This window comes from Serratia sp. TSA_7, assembly GCF_052692135.1.
Genome location: NZ_JBQZFU010000002.1, coordinates 180,941 through 199,543, shown reverse-complemented (window position 1 = coordinate 199,543; position 18,603 = coordinate 180,941). Strand labels below are relative to the sequence as shown.

Genomic DNA, 18,603 nt, shown 5'->3' with positions numbered 1-18,603 from the left:
CATGGTTATAAACTCGGTGTTGCTTATTGGGCGTTAAATAACGCCAGCGGTATTTTCACCACCACTTTGCGAATAGCGCAGGGCCGTTGATGAATACAGGCCGGGCGATGAACGTCCTGCGGAAAAAACACCGCGAAATTGCCGGGGCGCATTGTGAGCCAGGATTCGTCCGCGACGTCCCGATAAAAAATGATGTCGCGCTGCGCCAGCAATTCCTGATGGATCGGGTTATCGCCGCGATCTGCCGCTACGCCGATCAATTCGGTGCCGCTGACCAGAAACTGTACGTCTACGTTCTTGCGGTGTACTTCGGGCCGCAGTTCGTCCGGCGGTTGAGTGTGCAGATCCAGCACCTGCACCACGTAACCCGTGGCGGGATCTTCATAACGCCCGGCGGGCAGGGCGCTGAAATCGGTATTCTGCAAATAGGCGACGGCGTTGGCGACCGGCGCAGGGTACTGTTCGGATGCCGTATTGGCGATATGACCGAATATCATGGCGGTTCTCCTGTTACAGCGCCTGAATGCGCGCCCAGACGCGTTCATCGACCGGAATGCCGTCGCGCATGTTTTCCGCCTGGATGCGCGGGAATTTATGGCCCGGCAGGCGAATGGCGACTTCCGGGTTATCGCGTTCGGCGCTGGTGATGTAATCCATGATCCGTTGCAGCTTTTCGTCGCGGGTATTGCCGTCGATCAGGCGCTCGATCTCAATGGCGATAAACACCTGGGATACCCCGTACTCGTCGCGGTTGTCTTCGGTTACTTCCGCCACCGAGGATCCGCCGGACAACAGGGTGGCGATCATATCCAGCACAATCGACAGCGCCGATCCTTTCCAGTAACCCATAGGTAAAATGCGGCGGTTCTCTTCAATGGTGGCCGGATCGCGCGTCAACTGGCCGTCGTTGTCGAAGCCGCCGTCTACCGGCAGCGTTTTGCCGGCCAGCCGGTTCAGCTCCAGCGCGCCGTAGGAGAACATCGACATCGACATATCCACCATGGTGATTGGGTTGCCCGGCACCGCGACGATCAGCGGATTGGTGCCGATGCGGCACTCTTTGGATCCCCACGGCGGCATCACGGCTATCGAGTTGGTCCAGCAGATGCCGATATAGCCTTTCTCCGCCGCCTGCCAGCCGTAACCGCCGCCGCGCATCCAGTGATTGGCGTTGCGCAGCGCCACCAGGCCGATACCGTGGCTATCGGCCAGTTGCATGGCGCGATCCATCATCCTGCGGGCGGTGAGGTTGCCGATGCCCTGATGGGCGTCCCATTGTTCGATTGCGCCCAGCGACAGCAGCTTGCTGGGTTCGGCGTCCGGCACGATATCGCCTGCGTCGAGCTGCTGAATAAAGCGCGGAAACCGGTTAACGCCGTGGGAGTAAACGCCGCTGGCCGAGGTGTCGGCGAACATGCCGGCGCAGTCGTCAGCGGTGGTTTCCGCCACGCCCCGCGACAGCAGTACGCGTTTGAATTGCTGTTTCAGATCGGTGTAACTCACTCTCATGCGGACTCTCCGTTACGGCGTTTTTGTGTGTTTTGTGCTCGTTAAATTTCAATATACGAAATCACATTTTAAATAAATGCTATACCTGCGGCTGAGTGAAGTCAAAGTAAGCAAAGAGAAAGTTATTTATATAAAACAGTGGGTTAAATTAATCTGGTGGTTTTGTGATCGGCGGCACGTTTTTGGGCCGTTGACGTGCTTCAGACGTGACAAAGCAGAGCGGAACAGGCCCGCTCTGCGTTCACTTCTCCTGTCAGTTATCCCTTTGTATTCAACACTCTGCGGTATAACGAGGTGGTGGCGGTAATGTACAGCTCGTTGCCGTCCGGCCCACCGAAGGTGCAATTGGAGACCCGTTCCGGCACGTCGATTTTTCCCTGCTGTTTCCCCCGGCTGTCGAAGATCAGCACGCCATCGGCGCAACTGCAAAACAGGTTGCCGGCCCTGTCTACGCAGAAGCCATCCGGGAAGCCGGGGGCTACGGCGGCGAAACGCCGGCCGCAGCTCAACTCACGCCCATCGACCTGATACACCCGCAATTCGCTGCGGCCGAGGGTCGGGAAATCGACGATCGACATATCTGCCACGTACAGCAACGACTCATCCGGTGAAAAGGCCAGGCCGTTCGGGCGCTGCAGATCGCAGGCGGCAATGTTCAACGAACCGTCGCGCGGGTCAAAGCAGTAGAGATAGCAGCCGATCACCTGGCTTTCCGACTTGTAACCTTCTTCGTCGCCGGTAATGCCGTAGGGCGGATCGGTGAACCAAATCGTGCCGTCAGAGCGCACCGCCACGTCGTTGGGTGAATTGAAACGCTTGCCGTCAACGCGTTCGATCAGCATGTGCACTTCACCGCTGCTTTCAGTGCGGGAGATGCCGCGGCGCCCGTGCTCGCAGCTGACCACTCGCCCTTCGGCATCGCGGGCATTGCCGTTGGCGTAGTGCGAAGGGGAGCGCCACAGGCTCAACTCCCCCTGCCGTGACCAGCGGAACATGCGGTTGCCTTTCACATCGCTGAACACCACCGCATCCTGTTGCGGCAGCCACACCGGTCCTTCAGCCCAGATGGCCGGTGAACACAGGCGCTCAAGCTGATGGTCCGCCATCAGTCCGTTCATACCGACCTCCGCTTACTTCACGCCCCAGATGGTTTTGTAGTGGCCCTGATAATCATTTTGCGGGTCATACAGGTTGTTGCTGCCACCGTCGGCGGCGATGTTGTCGCGCGTCACCAGGTGCGCCGGAGTGACATAGCCGGAAGGTGGCTGCTTGGCGAAGGCGCGGTTGAACTCATCCAGCAGTTGCCAGCCGTGCAGTTTCAGCGGTTCGGGCACCGTGGCAGACTGGCTGTCGCCGGAACGGATGCGCTGATAGGCGGAAATGGAGCCGTCGCCGGCGGAGATGTTATAAGGCGCATTCTTGCCGCCTTTGCCTGCGGTTTTCAGCGCCGGCGCCATGAAATCAAAGTACAAATCGTTGATCGCCAGCGCGTACTGGAATTTATCGCCGTATTTCTGCAACAGGCTGAAGGTCATGGCCGGCATGCGGTTGGAGGTGTCCGACAGCGGGGTATCGATGAATTCCACCACTTTACAGCCACTGCATTTGCCGATTTCTTCTTTCATCACGTTGGCCTTGTCCAGCGCGATTTGATACAGAGAATCGGTAAAGATCAGCACGCTGGCCTTGCCGCCGGATTGCACCACCGCGTATTGGGCGGCGATGCGCGCCACTTCGTTGGAATCTGAGGTGACGTTATAGAACACATTGTATTTGGCGATGGGTCCCGGCTCCGGCACCGCGTGCCAGGCGGTCAGCACTATGCCTTGCTGGATGGCCTTCTTCAGCGGGATCTTGGCTACGTTCGGGTTCCAGCCGCCGATCACGATGCCGTCCGGCTTCTGGGCGATCGCCTGATTGAGCGAAGCCAACTGGTCTTTCACCGAGCCGCCGCCGTCCAAGGTTTCCAGCTTCCAGCCGGCGGCTTTCGCCGCTTCGCTAAGCCCTTCTTGCACGCCCTGTACGCCGCCGTTTTTCATGTCCGAGGCGATAAAGATGATTTTCTTGTTGGCCTGCAACTGCGGGCCGCTGGTCGGCCCGTCCCACTGGGTGACGCTGGCGGTGGCCTTGGCGACCGCCGCCGTGGCCTGATCGAGATAGGCGTCGGCCCAGGCGGGTGAGGCGGCGCCGGCCAGCAGCAGGGTAGTCGGTAAGATCCAAAGACGTTTCATTGGGTGAGCTCCTGGTTAAGGATTGATCGCTTTTTGGTTATTTTTATCCGCCGTAACGGCCGGGCTGCGTTGTACCGCTTTTTGATTGAGTAACCGGCGGCGCTGGGCATAGCCCGCCAGGGTGATCGACAGCAGCAGCGTCGCGCCGTTGAACAGCGGCTCGACCCAGAACTCGCCGCCGAACTGCTGAATACCGGCGATGCCGATAGCCAGAATGGCGATGCCGACTACGGTGCCCCAGACGTTAACCCGGCCGGGGCGAATGGTGGTGCTGCCCAGGAAGGCGCCGACCAGTGCCGGCAGCAGGTAGTCCATGCCGACGCTGGCCTGGCCGACGCCCTGTTCGGCGGCGATCAGTACGCCGCTGAAGCCGGTCAACACGCTGGAGGCAATAAAGGCGCCGACAGTAAAGCGGTTGACCGAGATGCCGTTTAACCGCGCCGCCGCCGGGTTGCCGCCCACCGCGTACATGCAGCGGCCCAGCGGAGTGTGTTCGGTGATCAACCACAGCACCACGGCGACGATCAACACGTAGAACGCGACGATCGGGATCCCGCCGATCTCGGTGTGGTGCAGAGCGATAAAGGCGTCCGGCAGATCGCCGACGATCTGGCGCCCGCCGGAGTGCCACAGCGCTATCGCATACAGCACTGTGCCGGAACCCAGGGTGGCAACGAAGCTGTCGATGTCCGCCAGCGCCACCAGAATGCCGTTCAGCAGGCCGTACAGCGCGGAGATGACCAACACCGTCAGCACCGCCATCTGCCACGAGAAGCCGTATTCCACCTGCAGGGTGATGGCGAGGATATGCCACAGCACGATGCCGAAGCCGACGTTAAGGTCAATTTTGCCGACGATCATCGGAATGGTCGCCGCCAGCGCCAGCAGGGCGATCTTGGATTTGCTGGAAAGGATCGCCTGCACCGTCAACATCGAGGCGAATGACGGTGCGATCAGCGAAAACAGGACAACCAGCGCAACGCACAGCAGCAGCAGGCCGTAGCGGGTGAGAACCTGCATCAGCCACGGCCCGACGCCGTCTTGCGACAGGCTGACCCTTTGCTCAAGTGCCGTTGATTTAACAGATGTTTTAGACATTACCCACCTCAGATTCTAACGTTGATGCGAGGGTTTCCCCGGCGCTGGCGGAGGCCAGTTCCAATAAATTGGCGAATGACACCTGCTGATTTTTCAGCTCGCCGACCACTTTTCCCCGGTTAAACACCAGAGCGCGGTTGCAGATATGGGCGATCTCCTCAAAATCGTTGGAGACAACCAATACCGCCACGCCTTCTGCCAGGGATTTATTTAAGAGATGATAGATTTCCGCCCGTGCGCCGACGTCCACGCCGGCGGTGGGATCTTCCAGGATCAGCAGCGGTGCGCCCAGGTGCATCCAACGCGCCATCACCACCTTCTGCTGGTTGCCGCCGGACAGGGCGCTGATATCGATATTGACGTCCTTGGGCCGTACATCGAACAGCTGGACCTTCCACCAACTGGCGCCTATTTCCGCGCGGCGGCTGTAGCGCGAAAGCAGCTTGTGGCCGGAGGCCGTCGGATTGATAAACAGGTTTTCACGCACGCTCATCGACATCACCAGGCTTTCGCCGGTACGATCGCCTGCCACCAATGAGACGCCGCAGGCCATCGCCTGTTGCGGATTGCCGGCCGTATAGGGTTGGTCACGAAAATGGATCTCGCCGCCGTCGGCCTGGCGCAGACCGAACAGCAGCCGGCCGATCTCCTCTTGCCCGGCACCGCGCAGACCGGCCAGCGCCAGCATTTCGCCAGGTTGCAGGCTGAAACTGACCGGGCCGATATCGCCCACCACCAGGTTATTGAGCTGCAATACCGGCGGCCGGTGTTCCGGCAGCGGCTCGCGCTGATCGTCGGCCATGGCTTCGCCAACGATCATCTGCACCAGATCGCGCAGCGTGTAGTCGGCGGTATTGCCGCCGGCCACGTAGCGCCCGTCGCGCATTACGCACACCCGGTCGGCAATCTCGATCACTTCGTCCAGCCGGTGAGTGACGTAAATCATGCCGACTTTTTTGGCGCGCAGCCGGTTGATGACCGCGAACAGATGGCGCACGTCGTTGGCGGGCAGCGAGGCGGTGGGTTCATCCAGCACCAGCAATTCGGCATTGACCGCCACCGCCCGGGCGATCGCCAGCAATGATTTTTCGGTGCGCGACAGTTCGAATACCCTGGCATCGGGATCCAGCGCGATGCCGACGTCCTGCAACGCCTGAACGGCGCGGTGGCGGATGGCGCGCCAGTCGATCAAGCCAAAACGGCGCGGGAAGCCCATCACCAGCGCCATGTTTTCCGCTACCGTCATCCATTCGATCAGCCCGAGATCCTGATGAATAAAGGCAATAGGTTGGCGGCTGTCACTTTTTATCGCCGCAGCGGAGGCTATGCTGGCTCCCTGAAATTGAATGTCGCCGCCGTCGCGCGGGTAAACCCCCGCCAACACCTTGATCAACGTCGATTTTCCTGCGCCGTTCTCGCCCAGCAGGGCCAGTACCTCGCCCGGCATCACTTGCAGGCTGACGTCATTGACCGCCACGTTGCCGCCAAAACGTTTGACGATATGGCTGAGGGTGAGAATGGGTTGTTCCGCATTGTCTGGTGTCATGTGATGCGCCCCTGGTGTCCGGCATGCGCGATCGGCGCAATGCAAAATGGGTGAACTTCTGGTTGTTATATCGCCTTTAAATTTCATTATGCGAAATTCAATTTCAAAAATAATATGCCGTTCGGTGATCTAAAGCAAAGCCAGAATCATTTTAATTGTTGTTTTAAAACAATGTGTTATTTGTCTCTTTGCGGAATTGTGACGGACAACTCACTTCAGGGGTTACCCGATTGTTGCGCATTTTTAACCTGCTGCTGACAATGAAACGGCGTTCCGTCTTCACCTGATGCGGGCCTTGGGGTAACATTCCCGACAAAGGGTCCGCTTGCCACGCCGTGGCGTTGGCCGGCGGCTCGACACTGGAGAAATTGCGCTATGAGCCTGAAAGCTGTCGACGAGAAAGATGACAAGAAAGATAAACCCCTGGGCAGCCAAAGCCTGTTCCGTGGTTTGCAACTGATCGAGATCCTGAGCAATTTCCCTAATGGCTGCCCGCTGGCGCACCTTTCCGAGCTGGCGGGAATGAACAAAAGCACTGTCCATCGTCTGTTGCAGGGATTGCATACCAGCGGCTATGTGACTCAGGCGCCGTCGCCTGGCAGCTATCGCCTGACCACCAAGTTTATTTCCATCGGCCAGAAGGCGCTTTCTTCGCTGAATATCATCCACGTTGCCGCGCCGCATCTGGAACAGCTGAATCTGGAAGTGGGGGAGACGGTGAATTTCTCCAGCCGGGAAGATGACCACGTCATTCTGATCTACAAGCTGGAGCCGACCACCGGCATGATGCGCACCCGTGCCTATATCGGCCAGCATATGCCGCTGTATTGCTCGGCGATGGGCAAGATTTTCATGGCCTACGGCAACAGCGACTATCCCGAACACTATTGGCAAACCCATCAGCAAGAGATTCAGACGTTGACGCGCAATACCATTACCGAGTTGCCGAAGATGTATGAGGAATTGGCCGATATCCGCCAGCGCGGCATGGCGATGGATCGTGAAGAGAATGAGCTGGGCGTGTCCTGCGTGGCGGCGCCGGTATTTGATATCCAGCAGCGGGTTCCTTATGCGGTGTCGGTGTCGCTGCCGACCGCCAAACTGCAACAGATTGGCGTGAAGGCCCTGATCAAGCCGGTGTTGGCGACGGCACAGCGCATTTCCCAGGAATTGGGGTTTGTGATCCCGGCTTGAGTATTAGCATCACTGATACTTGATTAGAAATATCAATTTCACCTAATAATTACTTCCTCGTATGATGCGCGTGTTGACCGACACGCGCCCCCCGAACGGCGCTTTTTCTCTGTGAGGAACACCATGCTAGCTGTCTTTCTGCAGGGCTTCGCCTTGAGCGCCGCGATGATCTTGCCGCTTGGCCCGCAAAACGTCTTCGTGATGAATCAGGGCATCCGCCGTCAGTACCATCTGATGATTGCGTCGCTGTGCGCATTGAGCGATATCGTGTTGATCTGCGCCGGTATTTTCGGTGGTAGCGCCTTACTGAGCCGTTCGCCGCTGTTGCTGGCGGCCGTCACCTGGGGTGGAGTGGCATTCTTGCTGTGGTACGGCTGGGGCGCATTTCGCACGGCGTTCAGCCGACAGTTGGCCTTGGCGACGGCAGAGGAGTTGAAACAGAGCCGTTGGCGTCTGGTGGTCACCATGCTGGCCGTGACCTGGCTTAATCCACATGTCTATCTGGATACCTTCGTGGTGCTGGGCAGCCTGGGTGGCCAACTGACGCCGGATGTGCGCTCCTGGTTCGCGCTGGGTGCGGTGAGCGCCTCCATCGTCTGGTTCTTCGCGCTGGCCCTGTTGGCTTCCTGGCTGGCGCCGTGGCTGAAAACCCAACTGGCGCAGCGCATTATCAATACGCTGGTGGGGCTGGTGATGTGGGCCATCGCAGGGCAATTGGCCTGGCAGGGGGCAAATTTATAAGAATTTGTCACTAATCCGAATTTAAAAGCCCGCGCGATATGCTACGTTTTATGCCAAGGAACCGGCTGTCAGGCCGGTAATCAGTTACAGCCTGTCATCAAGGAGACACTGTGAAGCTTAAAGCATTGGCTATGGCCGCAATGGTTGGATTAGGGACGCTGCCTCTGGCGCTGCAGGCGGCGGAGTTGCCGGAAGGGCCACACGTAGTCACCTCGGGTACCTCGAGCGTAGACGCTACCCCAGATATCGCGACGCTGGCTATCGAAGTCAGCGTTTCTTCCAAAGACGCCGGGCAGGCGAAAAAGCAGGTCGACGAGCGCGTGGCGCAATATTTCGATTTCCTGCAGAAAAACAATATCGAGAAGAAAGACATCAGCGCCGCCAATCTGCGCACTCAGCCGGAATATGATTACCTGAAAACCGGCGAGTCGGTATTGAAAGGCTACCGTGCGGTACGTCAGGTCCAGGTGACGTTACGTCAACTGGATAAACTGAACGAGCTGCTGGACGGCGCGTTGAAATCCGGCCTGAACGAGATCCGCTCAGTTGAGCTGGGCGTGGCGAAGCCGGATGTGTACCGCGAGCAGGCGCGCCAGAAGGCGATCGAGAATGCCACCCAGCAGGCCGCTTCTTTGGCGAAAGGCTTTAACGCCAAGCTGGGGCCGGTCTTCAGTATTCGTTACCATGTGGCCAACTACCAACCGATGCCGGTAGCGCGCATGTATAAATCGGCGGGGGCAGCGGCGGAAACCGATGCGGCGCAAACCTACGAACAGCAAAGCATTCACTTTGACGATCAGGTGGATGTGGTGTTCGAGTTGCAGCGTAACGCCGCTCAGTAACGGCAGGCTTGTTGCAGTAAAAAAGGTTCGCCACGGCGAACCTTTTCCATTTAATCCTGGCGCAGAACCTGGCGGCCATGCTCCAGCAGGGCGTCGGTCACTTTGCGCATCATGCGGCTCTCCGGCGCGAAGCGGTGCCAGAACAGCATGCGGCGCTGGAACAGGCCCGGCGTCAGATCGATAAGCTCACCCGAATCCAGCTCTTTCTCAATTTGCAGGTGCGGGATCATGCAGCAGGTGGTGCCCTGGCGCGCCAGTTGCACGAAGGCTTCCGACGAGTTCACGATGTGGCAGGGCACGCTGCCCGGCGACAGATCAAAGTTCTGTTGCAAGAAAGCCTGATGCATATCGTCGAGATGATCGAACGCCACCGCAGGCGCTTTCAGCAGCGCGGAGCGCGTGACGCCGTTCGGGAAGTAGCGCTCGGCAAAGCCTTTCGAGGCGACGAACAGATAATCCAGTGCGCCCAGTTGATCCACCAGACAGCTTGGCAGCGGCTGCGGCTGGATACTCACCGCACCCACCACTTCACCGCGGCGCAGCCTTTCCTGGGTACGCGTTTCGTCTTCCACCTGCAGGTTCAGGCGAATGGGGGAATCGGTCAGCACCGGTTTCAACGCAGGCAGCAACCAGGTCGCCAGACTGTCGGCGTTGACCGCCAGCGACAAGAGCAGCGGCGTATCGGCACCGGTGTCGTTACCCAGCCACTCTTCTTCCAGCAGTTCCACCTGGTGCAACAGCGCCAGCAATTTCTGGCCCTGCTCGGTCGGCCGCGGCGGTACGGTGCGCACCAGCAGCGGCTGGCCGAACAGATTTTCCAGCTGTTTAATGCGCTGGGATACCGCCGATTGGGTGATGCAAAGTTTCTGCGCGGCGCGCTCAAAGCCGCGCTCACGGATCACCGCGTCCAGCGCTTGCAGCGTTCGATAGTCTGGGCGTTTCATCGGAAAGATATCCCTTAAATTAGATTGATACTGGCACTATGCCACATTTCTGGCGTTTTACAGGTGGAAAAATCACGGGGCTATTTTGCTGCGGCGCGCCTAAAAATGCGGCTTAGGGTGAAGAAGTGTGATCCTGCCGGAGTGAAAAATAGCGATTTACCCTATAATACGCACACGTTTTCGTACAGAGGCAATGGACATATCATGACGCAGGATGAACTGAAAAAAGCGGTTGGCTGGGCAGCGCTGGATTACGTTACCCCGGGCACCATCGTTGGGGTGGGCACCGGCTCTACCGCCGCCCACTTTATTGACGCACTCGGCTCCATCAAGCACCAGATCGAAGGGGCGGTGTCCAGCTCCGACGCCTCTACCGCCAAGCTGAAAAGCCTGGGCATCCACGTGTTCGACAGCAACGAAGTGGATTCGCTGGATATTTACGTCGACGGCGCGGATGAAATCAACCGCCAGATGCAGATGATCAAAGGCGGCGGCGCGGCGCTGACGCGTGAAAAAATCATTGCCGCCATCGCGCGCAAGTTTATCTGTATCGTCGACTCCAGCAAACAGGTGGACGTGCTGGGCAAATTCCCGTTGCCGGTGGAAGTGATCCCGATGGCGCGATCTTATGTGGCGCGTGAGCTGGTGAAGCTGGGCGGCCTGCCGGAATACCGTCAGAACGTGCTGACCGACAACGGCAACGTGATCCTCGATGTGCATAACCTGAGCATCATGGATGCCATTGCTCTGGAAAACAAAATCAACGGCATCGCCGGGGTGGTGACCGTCGGCCTGTTCGCCAATCGTGGTGCGGATGTGGCGCTGGTCGGTACGCCTGACGGCGTGAAGGTGGTTGAATAAACCCCCCATGCTACGGAGGCGCGTAGAGTGCGCCTTTATCTTGTATGCGGTCTTGGATCCTGCCCGACCGCATAATTCACTGGCTAAAATATCTTTTATTAAAAGCGCCAAATTTGGTGACATATGTCACATTGTGAGCCTTGACTCCACAAAGCTTCTGTCTATTTCTTTCCCTTTGGCATTTTCTGCCAAAAACCGGCAACAACGCTGAGCCTTGTACTGACGGGCAGGCAATCGTTTGTATTGCCGCCCGCGTTATTTTTGTTATGTTGGATGCGTGCTGTTTCATAACAGCCGCTTCTGAAGTCTGAATATAGGGTCGGGTAAATGGCAAAAGTATCATTGGAGAAAGACAGGATTAAATTCCTGTTGGTGGAAGGGGTTCATCAGAGCACGGTAGATAATCTGCTTGCGGCCGGGTATACCAACATTGAATATCACAAAGGTGCGTTAGACACCGAAGCGCTTAAGGCATCCATCCGCGATGCTCACTTCGTCGGCATCCGATCGCGTACGCATCTGTCCGAAGAAGTTTTCGCTGCCGCAGAAAAACTGGTGGCGGTGGGTTGTTTCTGTATCGGCACTAACCAGGTTGATCTGAAAGCGGCGACCAAACGCGGCATTCCGGTGTTTAACGCGCCTTTCTCCAATACCCGATCCGTAGCCGAAATGGTGCTGGGCGAGCTGTTGCTGATGCTGCGCGGCATTCCTTCCGCCAACGCCAAGGCACACCGTGGCGAGTGGCAGAAACTGGCCGTCGGCTCGTTCGAAGCGCGCGGCAAGAGACTGGGGATTATCGGCTACGGCCATATCGGCACCCAGTTGGGTATCCTGGCCGAAGGCCTGGGCATGAAGGTGTTTTTCTACGACATCGAGAACAAGCTGCCGTTGGGTAATGCCCAGCAGGTAAGACACCTGTCCGATTTGCTCAATATGAGCGACGTGGTGACGCTGCACGTGCCGGAAACCCCGTCGACCAAGAACATGATGGGTGCAGAAGAGCTGGCGCTGATGAAGCCGGGTTCGATTCTGATCAACGCCTCGCGCGGCACCGTGGTGGATATCCCTGCGCTGTGCAATGTACTGGCCAGCAAACATTTGGCCGGTGCGGCGATCGACGTCTTCCCGGAAGAGCCTGCGACCAACAGCGAGCCGTTCAACTCGCCGCTGTGCGAGTTCGACAACGTGATCCTGACTCCGCATATCGGCGGCTCCACTCAGGAAGCGCAGGAGAACATCGGCGACGAAGTGGCGGGCAAGCTGGCGAAATACTCCGACAACGGTTCGACCCTGTCGGCGGTTAACTTCCCGGAAGTGTCGCTGCCGGCGCATGGCCCGAACGCCAGCCGCCTGCTGCACATTCACGAGAACCGCCCTGGCGTGCTGACGCAGATTAACCAGATCTTCGCGGAAGAAGGGGTGAACATCGCTGCGCAGTACCTGCAAACCGGTCCGGAAATCGGCTACGTGGTTATCGATATCGAAGCGGAAACCGAACGTGCCGACGCCGCATTGCAGCGCATGAAGGCGATTGCCGGTACCATTCGCGCCCGCCTGTTGTTCTGAGTGTTTGCGCGTTAACGAAAAGGCCGGATAAATCCGGCCTTTTGCTATTCCTGCTCCCGCCACACCCAATTCTGCGATGGGGTGATGATTTCCGGTAACGGGATATCCCAATGTTCCACCGGGACCTTTTCCACCTGCTGACAGTCGTGCGCTAACCCTATCGGGTAGAGGCCCGTCAGCTGCCAGTTTTGCAAGGTGCGATCGTAGAACCCGCCGCCCATCCCCAAACGCTGGCCTGCGCTGTCGAAGGCGACCAGTGGCGTCAGCACCACATCGAGTTCACCGACCGGCAATACGTGGCGTACGTCGAGCTGTGGCTCGAGAATATTAAAGCGGTTGTTCACCAATAGCGTATCCGGGGTATAGCGCAGGAACAGCAGATTGCCGGCGCTGAACGGGTGCAGAACCGGCAGATAAACCTGCAATCCCTGCCGCCATAATCGTTCGATCAACGGACCGCTATCCAGTTCGCCGTCGAACGACAAGAAGACAGCAACGCTCTGCGCCGCCAGAATACGCGGATGCGCAGCGATACGATCGGCCATCTGCAAAGCAAAATCATGTTGTTGTTCAGGCGTTAAGGCGCGACGACGTTGACGGATTAGGTTTCGGATATTCTGCCGCTGTTGGGCATATTGGGATTGAAAAGACATAATCAGCACACATACCGCTGAGGAAGGGGGAATCTCCGAGATGCCGTCGCAGGCTGTAACCCTTGAACCCATGGTTCAAGGTGAACGTGCTGTCGCAATCTTAAGGCTTCTCGGCGGGCCGAGCATGCACACCGATCGCGGATCATCACATTCTGTTGGTACTAAATATCGGCTCAGGGGACTGGCCCGCTGGCGAACATCTCAGAGAAATTTTTTACTCATTGCCGAAACCTTCGATTTCAGCAACTTAAGTTATTCGAATTGTGCATCCTGACGTTCAGAGATGCGACCCTGTTCAAGCAAAGCCTGTTCAATGGTCTGTTGCAGCATACGAATGCGTTGTTCCATATTGGACGCATAATCACGGGTTTTCAACCGTTCTTGAGCAAGTTCGTGACATACGTTCAATGCCGCGATAAAAACCAGTTGCTCAGTATTTGAGACTCTAGTGCGAACTTTAAGATCTTGCAACCGTTGGTTAAGATCGTCCGCCGCCATGTTCAACGCATCTTGTTGTTCTGGCGGGCAATTGACTCTTAACGAGCGGCCAAAAATTTGAATATCTACCGGTTGTGCAGACATGCCACCTTCCTGCCTAAATTTCGCGCCAGCCCCAGTTCGCCCTTACCGAGCCACCAAAGCGGGCGCCACTATATATACCTCGGTACCAAGATACAACCCCTTTTTCAGTACCTGGTTGTAATCTACCGCGACAGACATTACCAGTCAAAAAAGGGTTTCAAAATGCGTATTTAGCGTCATTTTGCTCCTTGCCGGCACTGTGTGAGTTCTGGCGCATCACGATTATAACTAGCCACTGAGGTGTCGCGCTTATCTGGTACAGCGATGGACCTTGGTGGTAGCATAACACGAACTTATCCTGCCAACGATGACGAATGCGCATGTCTATACAGAATACATTTCCAAGTTACCAATCTTTGACCGTTGCTCTCAACCAGCAAGCGGTAGCGTTGACCGCAGCAGAAATGCACGGTTTGATCAGCGGCCTGTTGTGCGGTGGCAGCCGCGACGCCGGCTGGCAAACGCTGGTCTACGATCTGACTAACGAAGGCGTGGCCTTTCCGCAGGCATTGAACCTGCCGCTCCAGCAACTTTATGAAATTACGCGTGAAACGCTGGAAGACGACGACTTCATGTTCCAACTGATGATGCCGGAAGGCGAAACGGTAACCGTCTTCGAACGCGCCGACGCGCTGGCCGGGTGGGTGAACCATTTCCTGCTCGGGTTGGGGATGATGCAACCGAAACTGGCTCAGGTGAAAGACGAAGTGGGTGAGGCGATCGACGATCTGCGCAATATCGCCCAACTGGGTTACGACGAAGACGAAGATCAGGAAGAACTGGAACACTCTCTGGAGGAAGTGGTGGAGTATGTGCGGGTGGCGGCTATTTTGTGCCATACCGAATTTACCCGCCGCAAGCCGACAGCGCCGGAGAATGCCAAACCGACCTTGCACTAAACCCCGATACCACGCCCGTAGAGGCCGTGAGCACAGGCAGATTGATTTCAGGAGAAGGTGATGACTCAGCAGGAATTCAACAACCGCCGTCAGGCGCTGTTGGCGAAAATGGCTCCGGCCAGCGCGGCAATTATTTTCTCTGCGCCGGAAGCGACGCGCAGTGCAGATACTGAATATCCCTACCGTCAGAACAGCGATTTCTGGTATTTGACCGGTTTCAACGAGCCGGAAGCGGTGTTGATTCTGGTGAAGAGCGATGAAACGCATAACCACAGCGTGTTGTTCAACCGGGTGCGCGATCTGACCGCGGAAATCTGGTTTGGTCGTCGCCTGGGCCAGGATGCCGCACCGGCGAAGCTCGGAGTGGATCGCGCGCTGTCGTTCGACGAAATCAACGAGCAATTGCACCTGCTGCTCAATGGCCTGGATGTGGTTTATCACGCGCAGGGCGAATACGCCTATGCCGATCAGATCCTGTTCTCGGCATTGGACAAGCTGCGTAAAGGCTTCCGCCAGAACCTGCAAGCGCCGGCGACCATCACCGACTGGCGCCCGTGGTTGCACGAGATGCGCCTGTTCAAATCCGCGGAAGAACTGGCAGTGATGCGTCGCGCCGGTGAGATCAGCGCGCTGGCTCATACCCGTGCGATGGAAAAATGTCGCCCCGGGATGTTCGAGTATCAGCTTGAGGCGGAGATCCTGCATGAGTTTACCCGCCTTGGCGCCCGTTACCCGTCTTACAACACCATCGTCGGTGGCGGCGAAAACGCCTGCGTCCTGCACTACACAGAAAACGAAAGTGAGTTGCGCGATGGCGATCTGGTGCTGATCGACGCCGGTTGCGAGTATAAAGGCTATGCCGGTGACATCACCCGTACCTTCCCGGTGAACGGTAAATTCAGCAAACCGCAACGTGCCCTGTACGACATTGTGCTGAAGTCGCTGCTGCGGGCTCTGGAGCTGTTAAAACCCGGCGCCAGCATCCGTGAAGCGAACGACGAGGTCGTGCGTATCATGATTACCGGGCTGGTGGAACTGGGCGTCCTGAAAGGCGACGTGGATCAACTGATTGCCGAACAGGCGCACCGTCAGTTCTACATGCACGGGCTGGGCCACTGGCTGGGGCTGGACGTGCACGACGTCGGCAATTACGTCACGCCGGCTCGCGATCGCGAATTGGAGCCGGGTATGGTGCTGACCGTCGAGCCGGGTCTGTACATCGCACCGGACGCCGACGTGCCGGAACAATATCGCGGCATCGGCATTCGCATTGAAGACGACATTGTGATCACCGCCGGCGGCAATGAAAACCTGACCGCCGGGGTGGTGAAAGACGCCGATGCCATTGAAGCGTTGATGGCGGCGGCAAGGTAAGCGGATGAGCGTAATTATCGTTGGCGGCGGCATGGCGGGGGCGACGTTGGCGCTGGCCATCTCGTCGCTTACCCAGGGAAGGATGGCGGTTGATCTGATCGAAGCTACGCGGCCGGACGACCGCAGCCACCCGGGGTTTGACGCCCGCGCCATCGCCTTGGCGCAGGGCACCTGCCAGCAACTGACGCGTATTGGCGTCTGGCCGGCGCTACGCGATTGTGCGACGGCCATTACCCATGTGCACGTCAGCGATCGCGGCCACGCCGGCTTTGTTAACCTGTATGCGCAAGATTATCAGGTCGATGCGCTTGGTCAGGTAATTGAATTGCACGACGCCGGACAACGGCTGTTCGCGTTGCTGGCCAAAGCGCCCGGCGTCACGCTGCACTGCCCGGCACGGGTGGTCGACGTGCTGCGTACCGCAGATCGCGCCGAAGTGCTGTTGGATAACGGACGGCGCATCAACGGGCAACTGTTGGTGGCGGCGGACGGATCGCGTTCGGCACTGGCACAAGCCTGCAATGTACAGTGGCAACAAAGCGAATACCCGCAGTTTGCCACCATCGCCAACGTCACCACTTCGGAGGACCCGCAGGGGCGTGCCTTCGAACGTTTCACCCGCTATGGGCCATTGGCGCTGTTGCCGATGTCTCAGGGCCGCAGTTCGCTGGTGTGGTGCCATGCGCGTGAAGATCGCGCCGAGGTCGATGGCTGGGATGACGCCCGCTTTATCAGTGAGCTGCAACAGGCGTTTGGCTGGCGGCTGGGTCGGATCGTCAAAACCGGCAAACGCCACAGCTATCCGCTCAGTCTGCTGACCGCCAGCCGGCATGTCAGCCATCGGCTGGCGCTGGTGGGCAATGCCGCGCAGACGCTGCATCCGATTGCCGGCCAGGGGTTCAATCTGGGGCTGCGCGATGTGATGTCGCTGGCGGAAACGCTGGCAGAGACGGAGCGGGCGGGCGAAGATCCCGGTGGCTATGCGCTGCTGAGCCGCTATCAGCAGCGGCGACAGAAAGATCAGCAGGCGACGGTCGGCGTGACCGACGGCCTGATCCGGCTGTTCGCCAACCGTTACGGCCCGTTGGTGGTCGGGCGCAATCTGAGTCTGATGGCGATGGAACAGCTGCCGGCGGTGCGCGATGCCTTTGCCAAACGTACGCTGGGTTGGGTGGATCGCTAGGCTGGTGTATAAGCAGGGGCGCAGCGTGCTGCGCCCGCAACGCCGCGCAATCGCTGCGCAGCGAGTCATTTAAGGAAATTAAGCAGCATGCAATCATTTGACGTGGTTATCGCCGGCGGCGGTATGGTGGGGTTGGCACTGGCCTGTGGCCTGCAAGGCAGCGGTCTGCGCGTGGCGGTGCTGGAGCACCGGCAACCGGAAATGACGCCGCCGCAGGAACAGCCGGCGCTGCGCGTATCCGCCATCAACGCCGCCAGTGAGCGCCTGCTGCAGCATATTGGCGTGTGGGACGAAATCCTCGCCCTGCGCGCCAGCGCCTACAACGCGATGGAAGTGTGGGACCGCGACAGCTTCGGCAAAATCGCCTTTCGCGGCGATGAATGCGGCTTCAGTCACCTCGGCCATATCATTGAGAATTCGGTGATCCAGCAGGCGCTGTGGAAGCGTGCGGAAAGCCTGAGCGATGTCACGCTGATCACCCCGGCGGCGCTAAAACAGGTGGCATGGGGCGAGAACGATGCCTTTATCACGCTTGAAGATGGCCGCATGCTGACTGCACGGCTGGTGGTGGGCGCCGACGGCGCGCATTCCTGGCTGCGTCAGCATGCCGATATTCCGCTGACCTTCTGGGATTACCGTCATCACGCGCTGGTGGCCACCATCCGCACCGAAGAGCCGCACCAGGCGACGGCGCGGCAGGTATTTTATGGCGATGGCATTCTGGCGTTTCTGCCGTTCAGCGATCCGCATCTGTGCTCTATCGTTTGGTCGGTAGCGCCGGAAGAAGCGGAGCGCCTGAAGCAACTGGATCCGGAGCAATTTAACCGTGAGCTGGCGATGACGTTCGATCTGCGCCTCGGCGCCTGTCGGCTTGAGAGTGAGCGCCAGACCTTCCCGTTGACCGGGCGTTACGCGCGCAGCTTTGCCGCGCACCGTCTGGCGTTAATGGGGGATGCGGCGCATACCGTGCATCCGTTGGCCGGCCAAGGGGTGAACCTGGGCTTTATGGATGCCGCCGAGCTGATCGCCGAACTGCGGCGCCTGCAGCGTCAGGGCAAGGACATTGGCCAACATTTGTACCTGCGTCGCTATGAGCGCCGCCGCAAACATGGCGCTGCCGTGATGCTGGCGAGTATGCAAGGGTTCCGTGAGCTCTTTGACGGCAATCACCCGGCGAAGAAACTGCTGCGCGATGTCGGTCTGCGTCTGGCCGACAGCCTGCCGGGCGTTAAGCCGAAACTGGTGCGCCAGGCAATGGGCCTGAACGATTTGCCGGAGTGGCTGGCTTAAGGCTGGAAACTCAGGATAAAGCCTTCGCCTGTAGCTTTCGTCGGGGCGCGGCATGCTCTGCACCACCATGAAAAAAGCACTTTGTCATCA

18 protein-coding genes and 1 other RNA gene are annotated in these 18,603 nt (G+C 58.3%); 9 read left to right on the top strand and 10 right to left on the bottom strand.

Translation table 11 applies throughout. From position 1 onward, the window contains the following. Positions 1 to 23 precede the first annotated feature (23 nt). From ACUTQW_RS09855 to ACUTQW_RS09830, 6 genes are all read right to left on the bottom strand, one after another. The gene (locus tag ACUTQW_RS09855) at positions 24 to 497 is read right to left on the bottom strand and encodes a YhcH/YjgK/YiaL family protein (RefSeq protein ID WP_004952542.1); all 474 of its coding nucleotides are present in this window, start codon (positions 495 to 497) and stop codon (positions 24 to 26) included. Between the two features lie 13 nt (positions 498 to 510). Beyond that, on the bottom strand, positions 511 to 1,509 hold the full coding sequence (gene yiaK, locus ACUTQW_RS09850; protein WP_006327774.1) for a 3-dehydro-L-gulonate 2-dehydrogenase: 999 nt from the start codon (positions 1,507 to 1,509) through the stop codon (positions 511 to 513). A gap of 257 nt (positions 1,510 to 1,766) precedes the next feature. Further along, complete coding sequence (locus tag ACUTQW_RS09845; protein ID WP_006327773.1) at positions 1,767 to 2,627, bottom strand: SMP-30/gluconolactonase/LRE family protein; 861 nt, start codon at positions 2,625 to 2,627, stop codon at positions 1,767 to 1,769. Positions 2,628 to 2,639: 12 nt separating this feature from the next. After that, complete coding sequence (locus tag ACUTQW_RS09840; RefSeq protein WP_004952532.1) at positions 2,640 to 3,740, bottom strand: ABC transporter substrate-binding protein; 1,101 nt, start codon at positions 3,738 to 3,740, stop codon at positions 2,640 to 2,642. A gap of 15 nt (positions 3,741 to 3,755) precedes the next feature. Then, positions 3,756 to 4,838: an ABC transporter permease gene (locus ACUTQW_RS09835; protein WP_006327768.1), complete on the bottom strand. Its 1,083-nt coding sequence runs from the start codon at positions 4,836 to 4,838 to the stop codon at positions 3,756 to 3,758. Beyond that, positions 4,831 to 6,384 carry a sugar ABC transporter ATP-binding protein gene (locus ACUTQW_RS09830; RefSeq protein WP_006327767.1) on the bottom strand — a complete coding sequence of 518 codons (1,554 nt, stop codon included), beginning with the start codon at positions 6,382 to 6,384 and terminating at the stop codon, positions 4,831 to 4,833. Before ACUTQW_RS09830 ends, ACUTQW_RS09835 begins: the two co-directional genes overlap by 8 nt. Before the next feature lie 375 nt (positions 6,385 to 6,759). Between ACUTQW_RS09830 and ACUTQW_RS09825 the strand changes: the two genes are divergently transcribed. The 3 genes from ACUTQW_RS09825 to ACUTQW_RS09815 all read left to right on the top strand — a co-directional run bounded on the left by ACUTQW_RS09825 (position 6,760) and on the right by ACUTQW_RS09815 (position 9,161). Further along, positions 6,760 to 7,578, top strand: a complete 819-nt coding sequence (locus ACUTQW_RS09825) for an IclR family transcriptional regulator (protein ID WP_004952526.1) — start codon at positions 6,760 to 6,762, stop codon at positions 7,576 to 7,578. Positions 7,579 to 7,701: 123 nt separating this feature from the next. Further along, positions 7,702 to 8,319, top strand: coding sequence for an arginine exporter ArgO (argO, locus tag ACUTQW_RS09820; RefSeq protein ID WP_004952524.1), 618 nt, complete (start codon positions 7,702 to 7,704; stop codon positions 8,317 to 8,319). A 110-nt stretch (positions 8,320 to 8,429) separates the two neighbouring features. After that, on the top strand, positions 8,430 to 9,161 hold the full coding sequence (locus tag ACUTQW_RS09815; RefSeq protein WP_004952521.1) for an oxidative stress defense protein: 732 nt from the start codon (positions 8,430 to 8,432) through the stop codon (positions 9,159 to 9,161). Between the two features lie 50 nt (positions 9,162 to 9,211). Here the strand turns inward: ACUTQW_RS09815 and ACUTQW_RS09810 are convergent, their stop codons facing one another. Continuing rightward, positions 9,212 to 10,105 (bottom strand): LysR family transcriptional regulator ArgP, encoded by an 894-nt coding sequence (locus ACUTQW_RS09810; protein WP_006327766.1) that lies wholly within the window; start codon positions 10,103 to 10,105, stop codon positions 9,212 to 9,214. Between the two features lie 204 nt (positions 10,106 to 10,309). On the opposite strand from ACUTQW_RS09810, the gene rpiA reads away from it, so the two are divergent. Then, a complete protein-coding gene (rpiA, locus tag ACUTQW_RS09805; RefSeq protein WP_006327765.1) occupies positions 10,310 to 10,966 on the top strand; it encodes a ribose-5-phosphate isomerase RpiA in 657 nt (218 codons plus the stop codon). A 327-nt stretch (positions 10,967 to 11,293) separates the two neighbouring features. Continuing rightward, positions 11,294 to 12,532, top strand: a complete 1,239-nt coding sequence (serA, locus tag ACUTQW_RS09800; protein ID WP_004952511.1) for a phosphoglycerate dehydrogenase — start codon at positions 11,294 to 11,296, stop codon at positions 12,530 to 12,532. 44 nt (positions 12,533 to 12,576) lie between these two features. Here serA and ACUTQW_RS09795 read toward each other — a convergent pair whose 3' ends face one another. From ACUTQW_RS09795 to zapA, 3 genes are all read right to left on the bottom strand, one after another. Continuing rightward, positions 12,577 to 13,185, bottom strand: a complete 609-nt coding sequence (locus tag ACUTQW_RS09795; RefSeq protein WP_006327764.1) for a 5-formyltetrahydrofolate cyclo-ligase — start codon at positions 13,183 to 13,185, stop codon at positions 12,577 to 12,579. A 28-nt stretch (positions 13,186 to 13,213) separates the two neighbouring features. Beyond that, positions 13,214 to 13,396, bottom strand: a non-coding RNA gene (gene ssrS, locus ACUTQW_RS09790) — 6S RNA. Positions 13,397 to 13,437: 41 nt separating this feature from the next. After that, the gene (gene zapA, locus ACUTQW_RS09785; RefSeq protein ID WP_004931621.1) at positions 13,438 to 13,767 is read right to left on the bottom strand and encodes a cell division protein ZapA; all 330 of its coding nucleotides are present in this window, start codon (positions 13,765 to 13,767) and stop codon (positions 13,438 to 13,440) included. A 320-nt stretch (positions 13,768 to 14,087) separates the two neighbouring features. On the opposite strand from zapA, the gene ACUTQW_RS09780 reads away from it, so the two are divergent. The 4 genes from ACUTQW_RS09780 (at position 14,088) to ubiI (ending at position 18,513) form a co-directional block, all read left to right on the top strand. After that, positions 14,088 to 14,666, top strand: coding sequence for a YecA/YgfB family protein (locus tag ACUTQW_RS09780; RefSeq protein WP_006319479.1), 579 nt, complete (start codon positions 14,088 to 14,090; stop codon positions 14,664 to 14,666). Between the two features lie 60 nt (positions 14,667 to 14,726). Then, positions 14,727 to 16,040: a Xaa-Pro aminopeptidase gene (pepP, locus tag ACUTQW_RS09775; protein WP_037433592.1), complete on the top strand. Its 1,314-nt coding sequence runs from the start codon at positions 14,727 to 14,729 to the stop codon at positions 16,038 to 16,040. Between the two features lie 4 nt (positions 16,041 to 16,044). After that, entirely contained in the window at positions 16,045 to 17,223 is a 1,179-nt protein-coding gene (ubiH, locus tag ACUTQW_RS09770) for a 2-octaprenyl-6-methoxyphenyl hydroxylase (protein WP_006327761.1), read from the top strand. Positions 17,224 to 17,310: 87 nt separating this feature from the next. Then, complete coding sequence (gene ubiI / locus ACUTQW_RS09765) at positions 17,311 to 18,513, top strand: FAD-dependent 2-octaprenylphenol hydroxylase (protein ID WP_004952495.1); 1,203 nt, start codon at positions 17,311 to 17,313, stop codon at positions 18,511 to 18,513. The last annotated feature ends 90 nt before the right edge of the window (positions 18,514 to 18,603 follow it).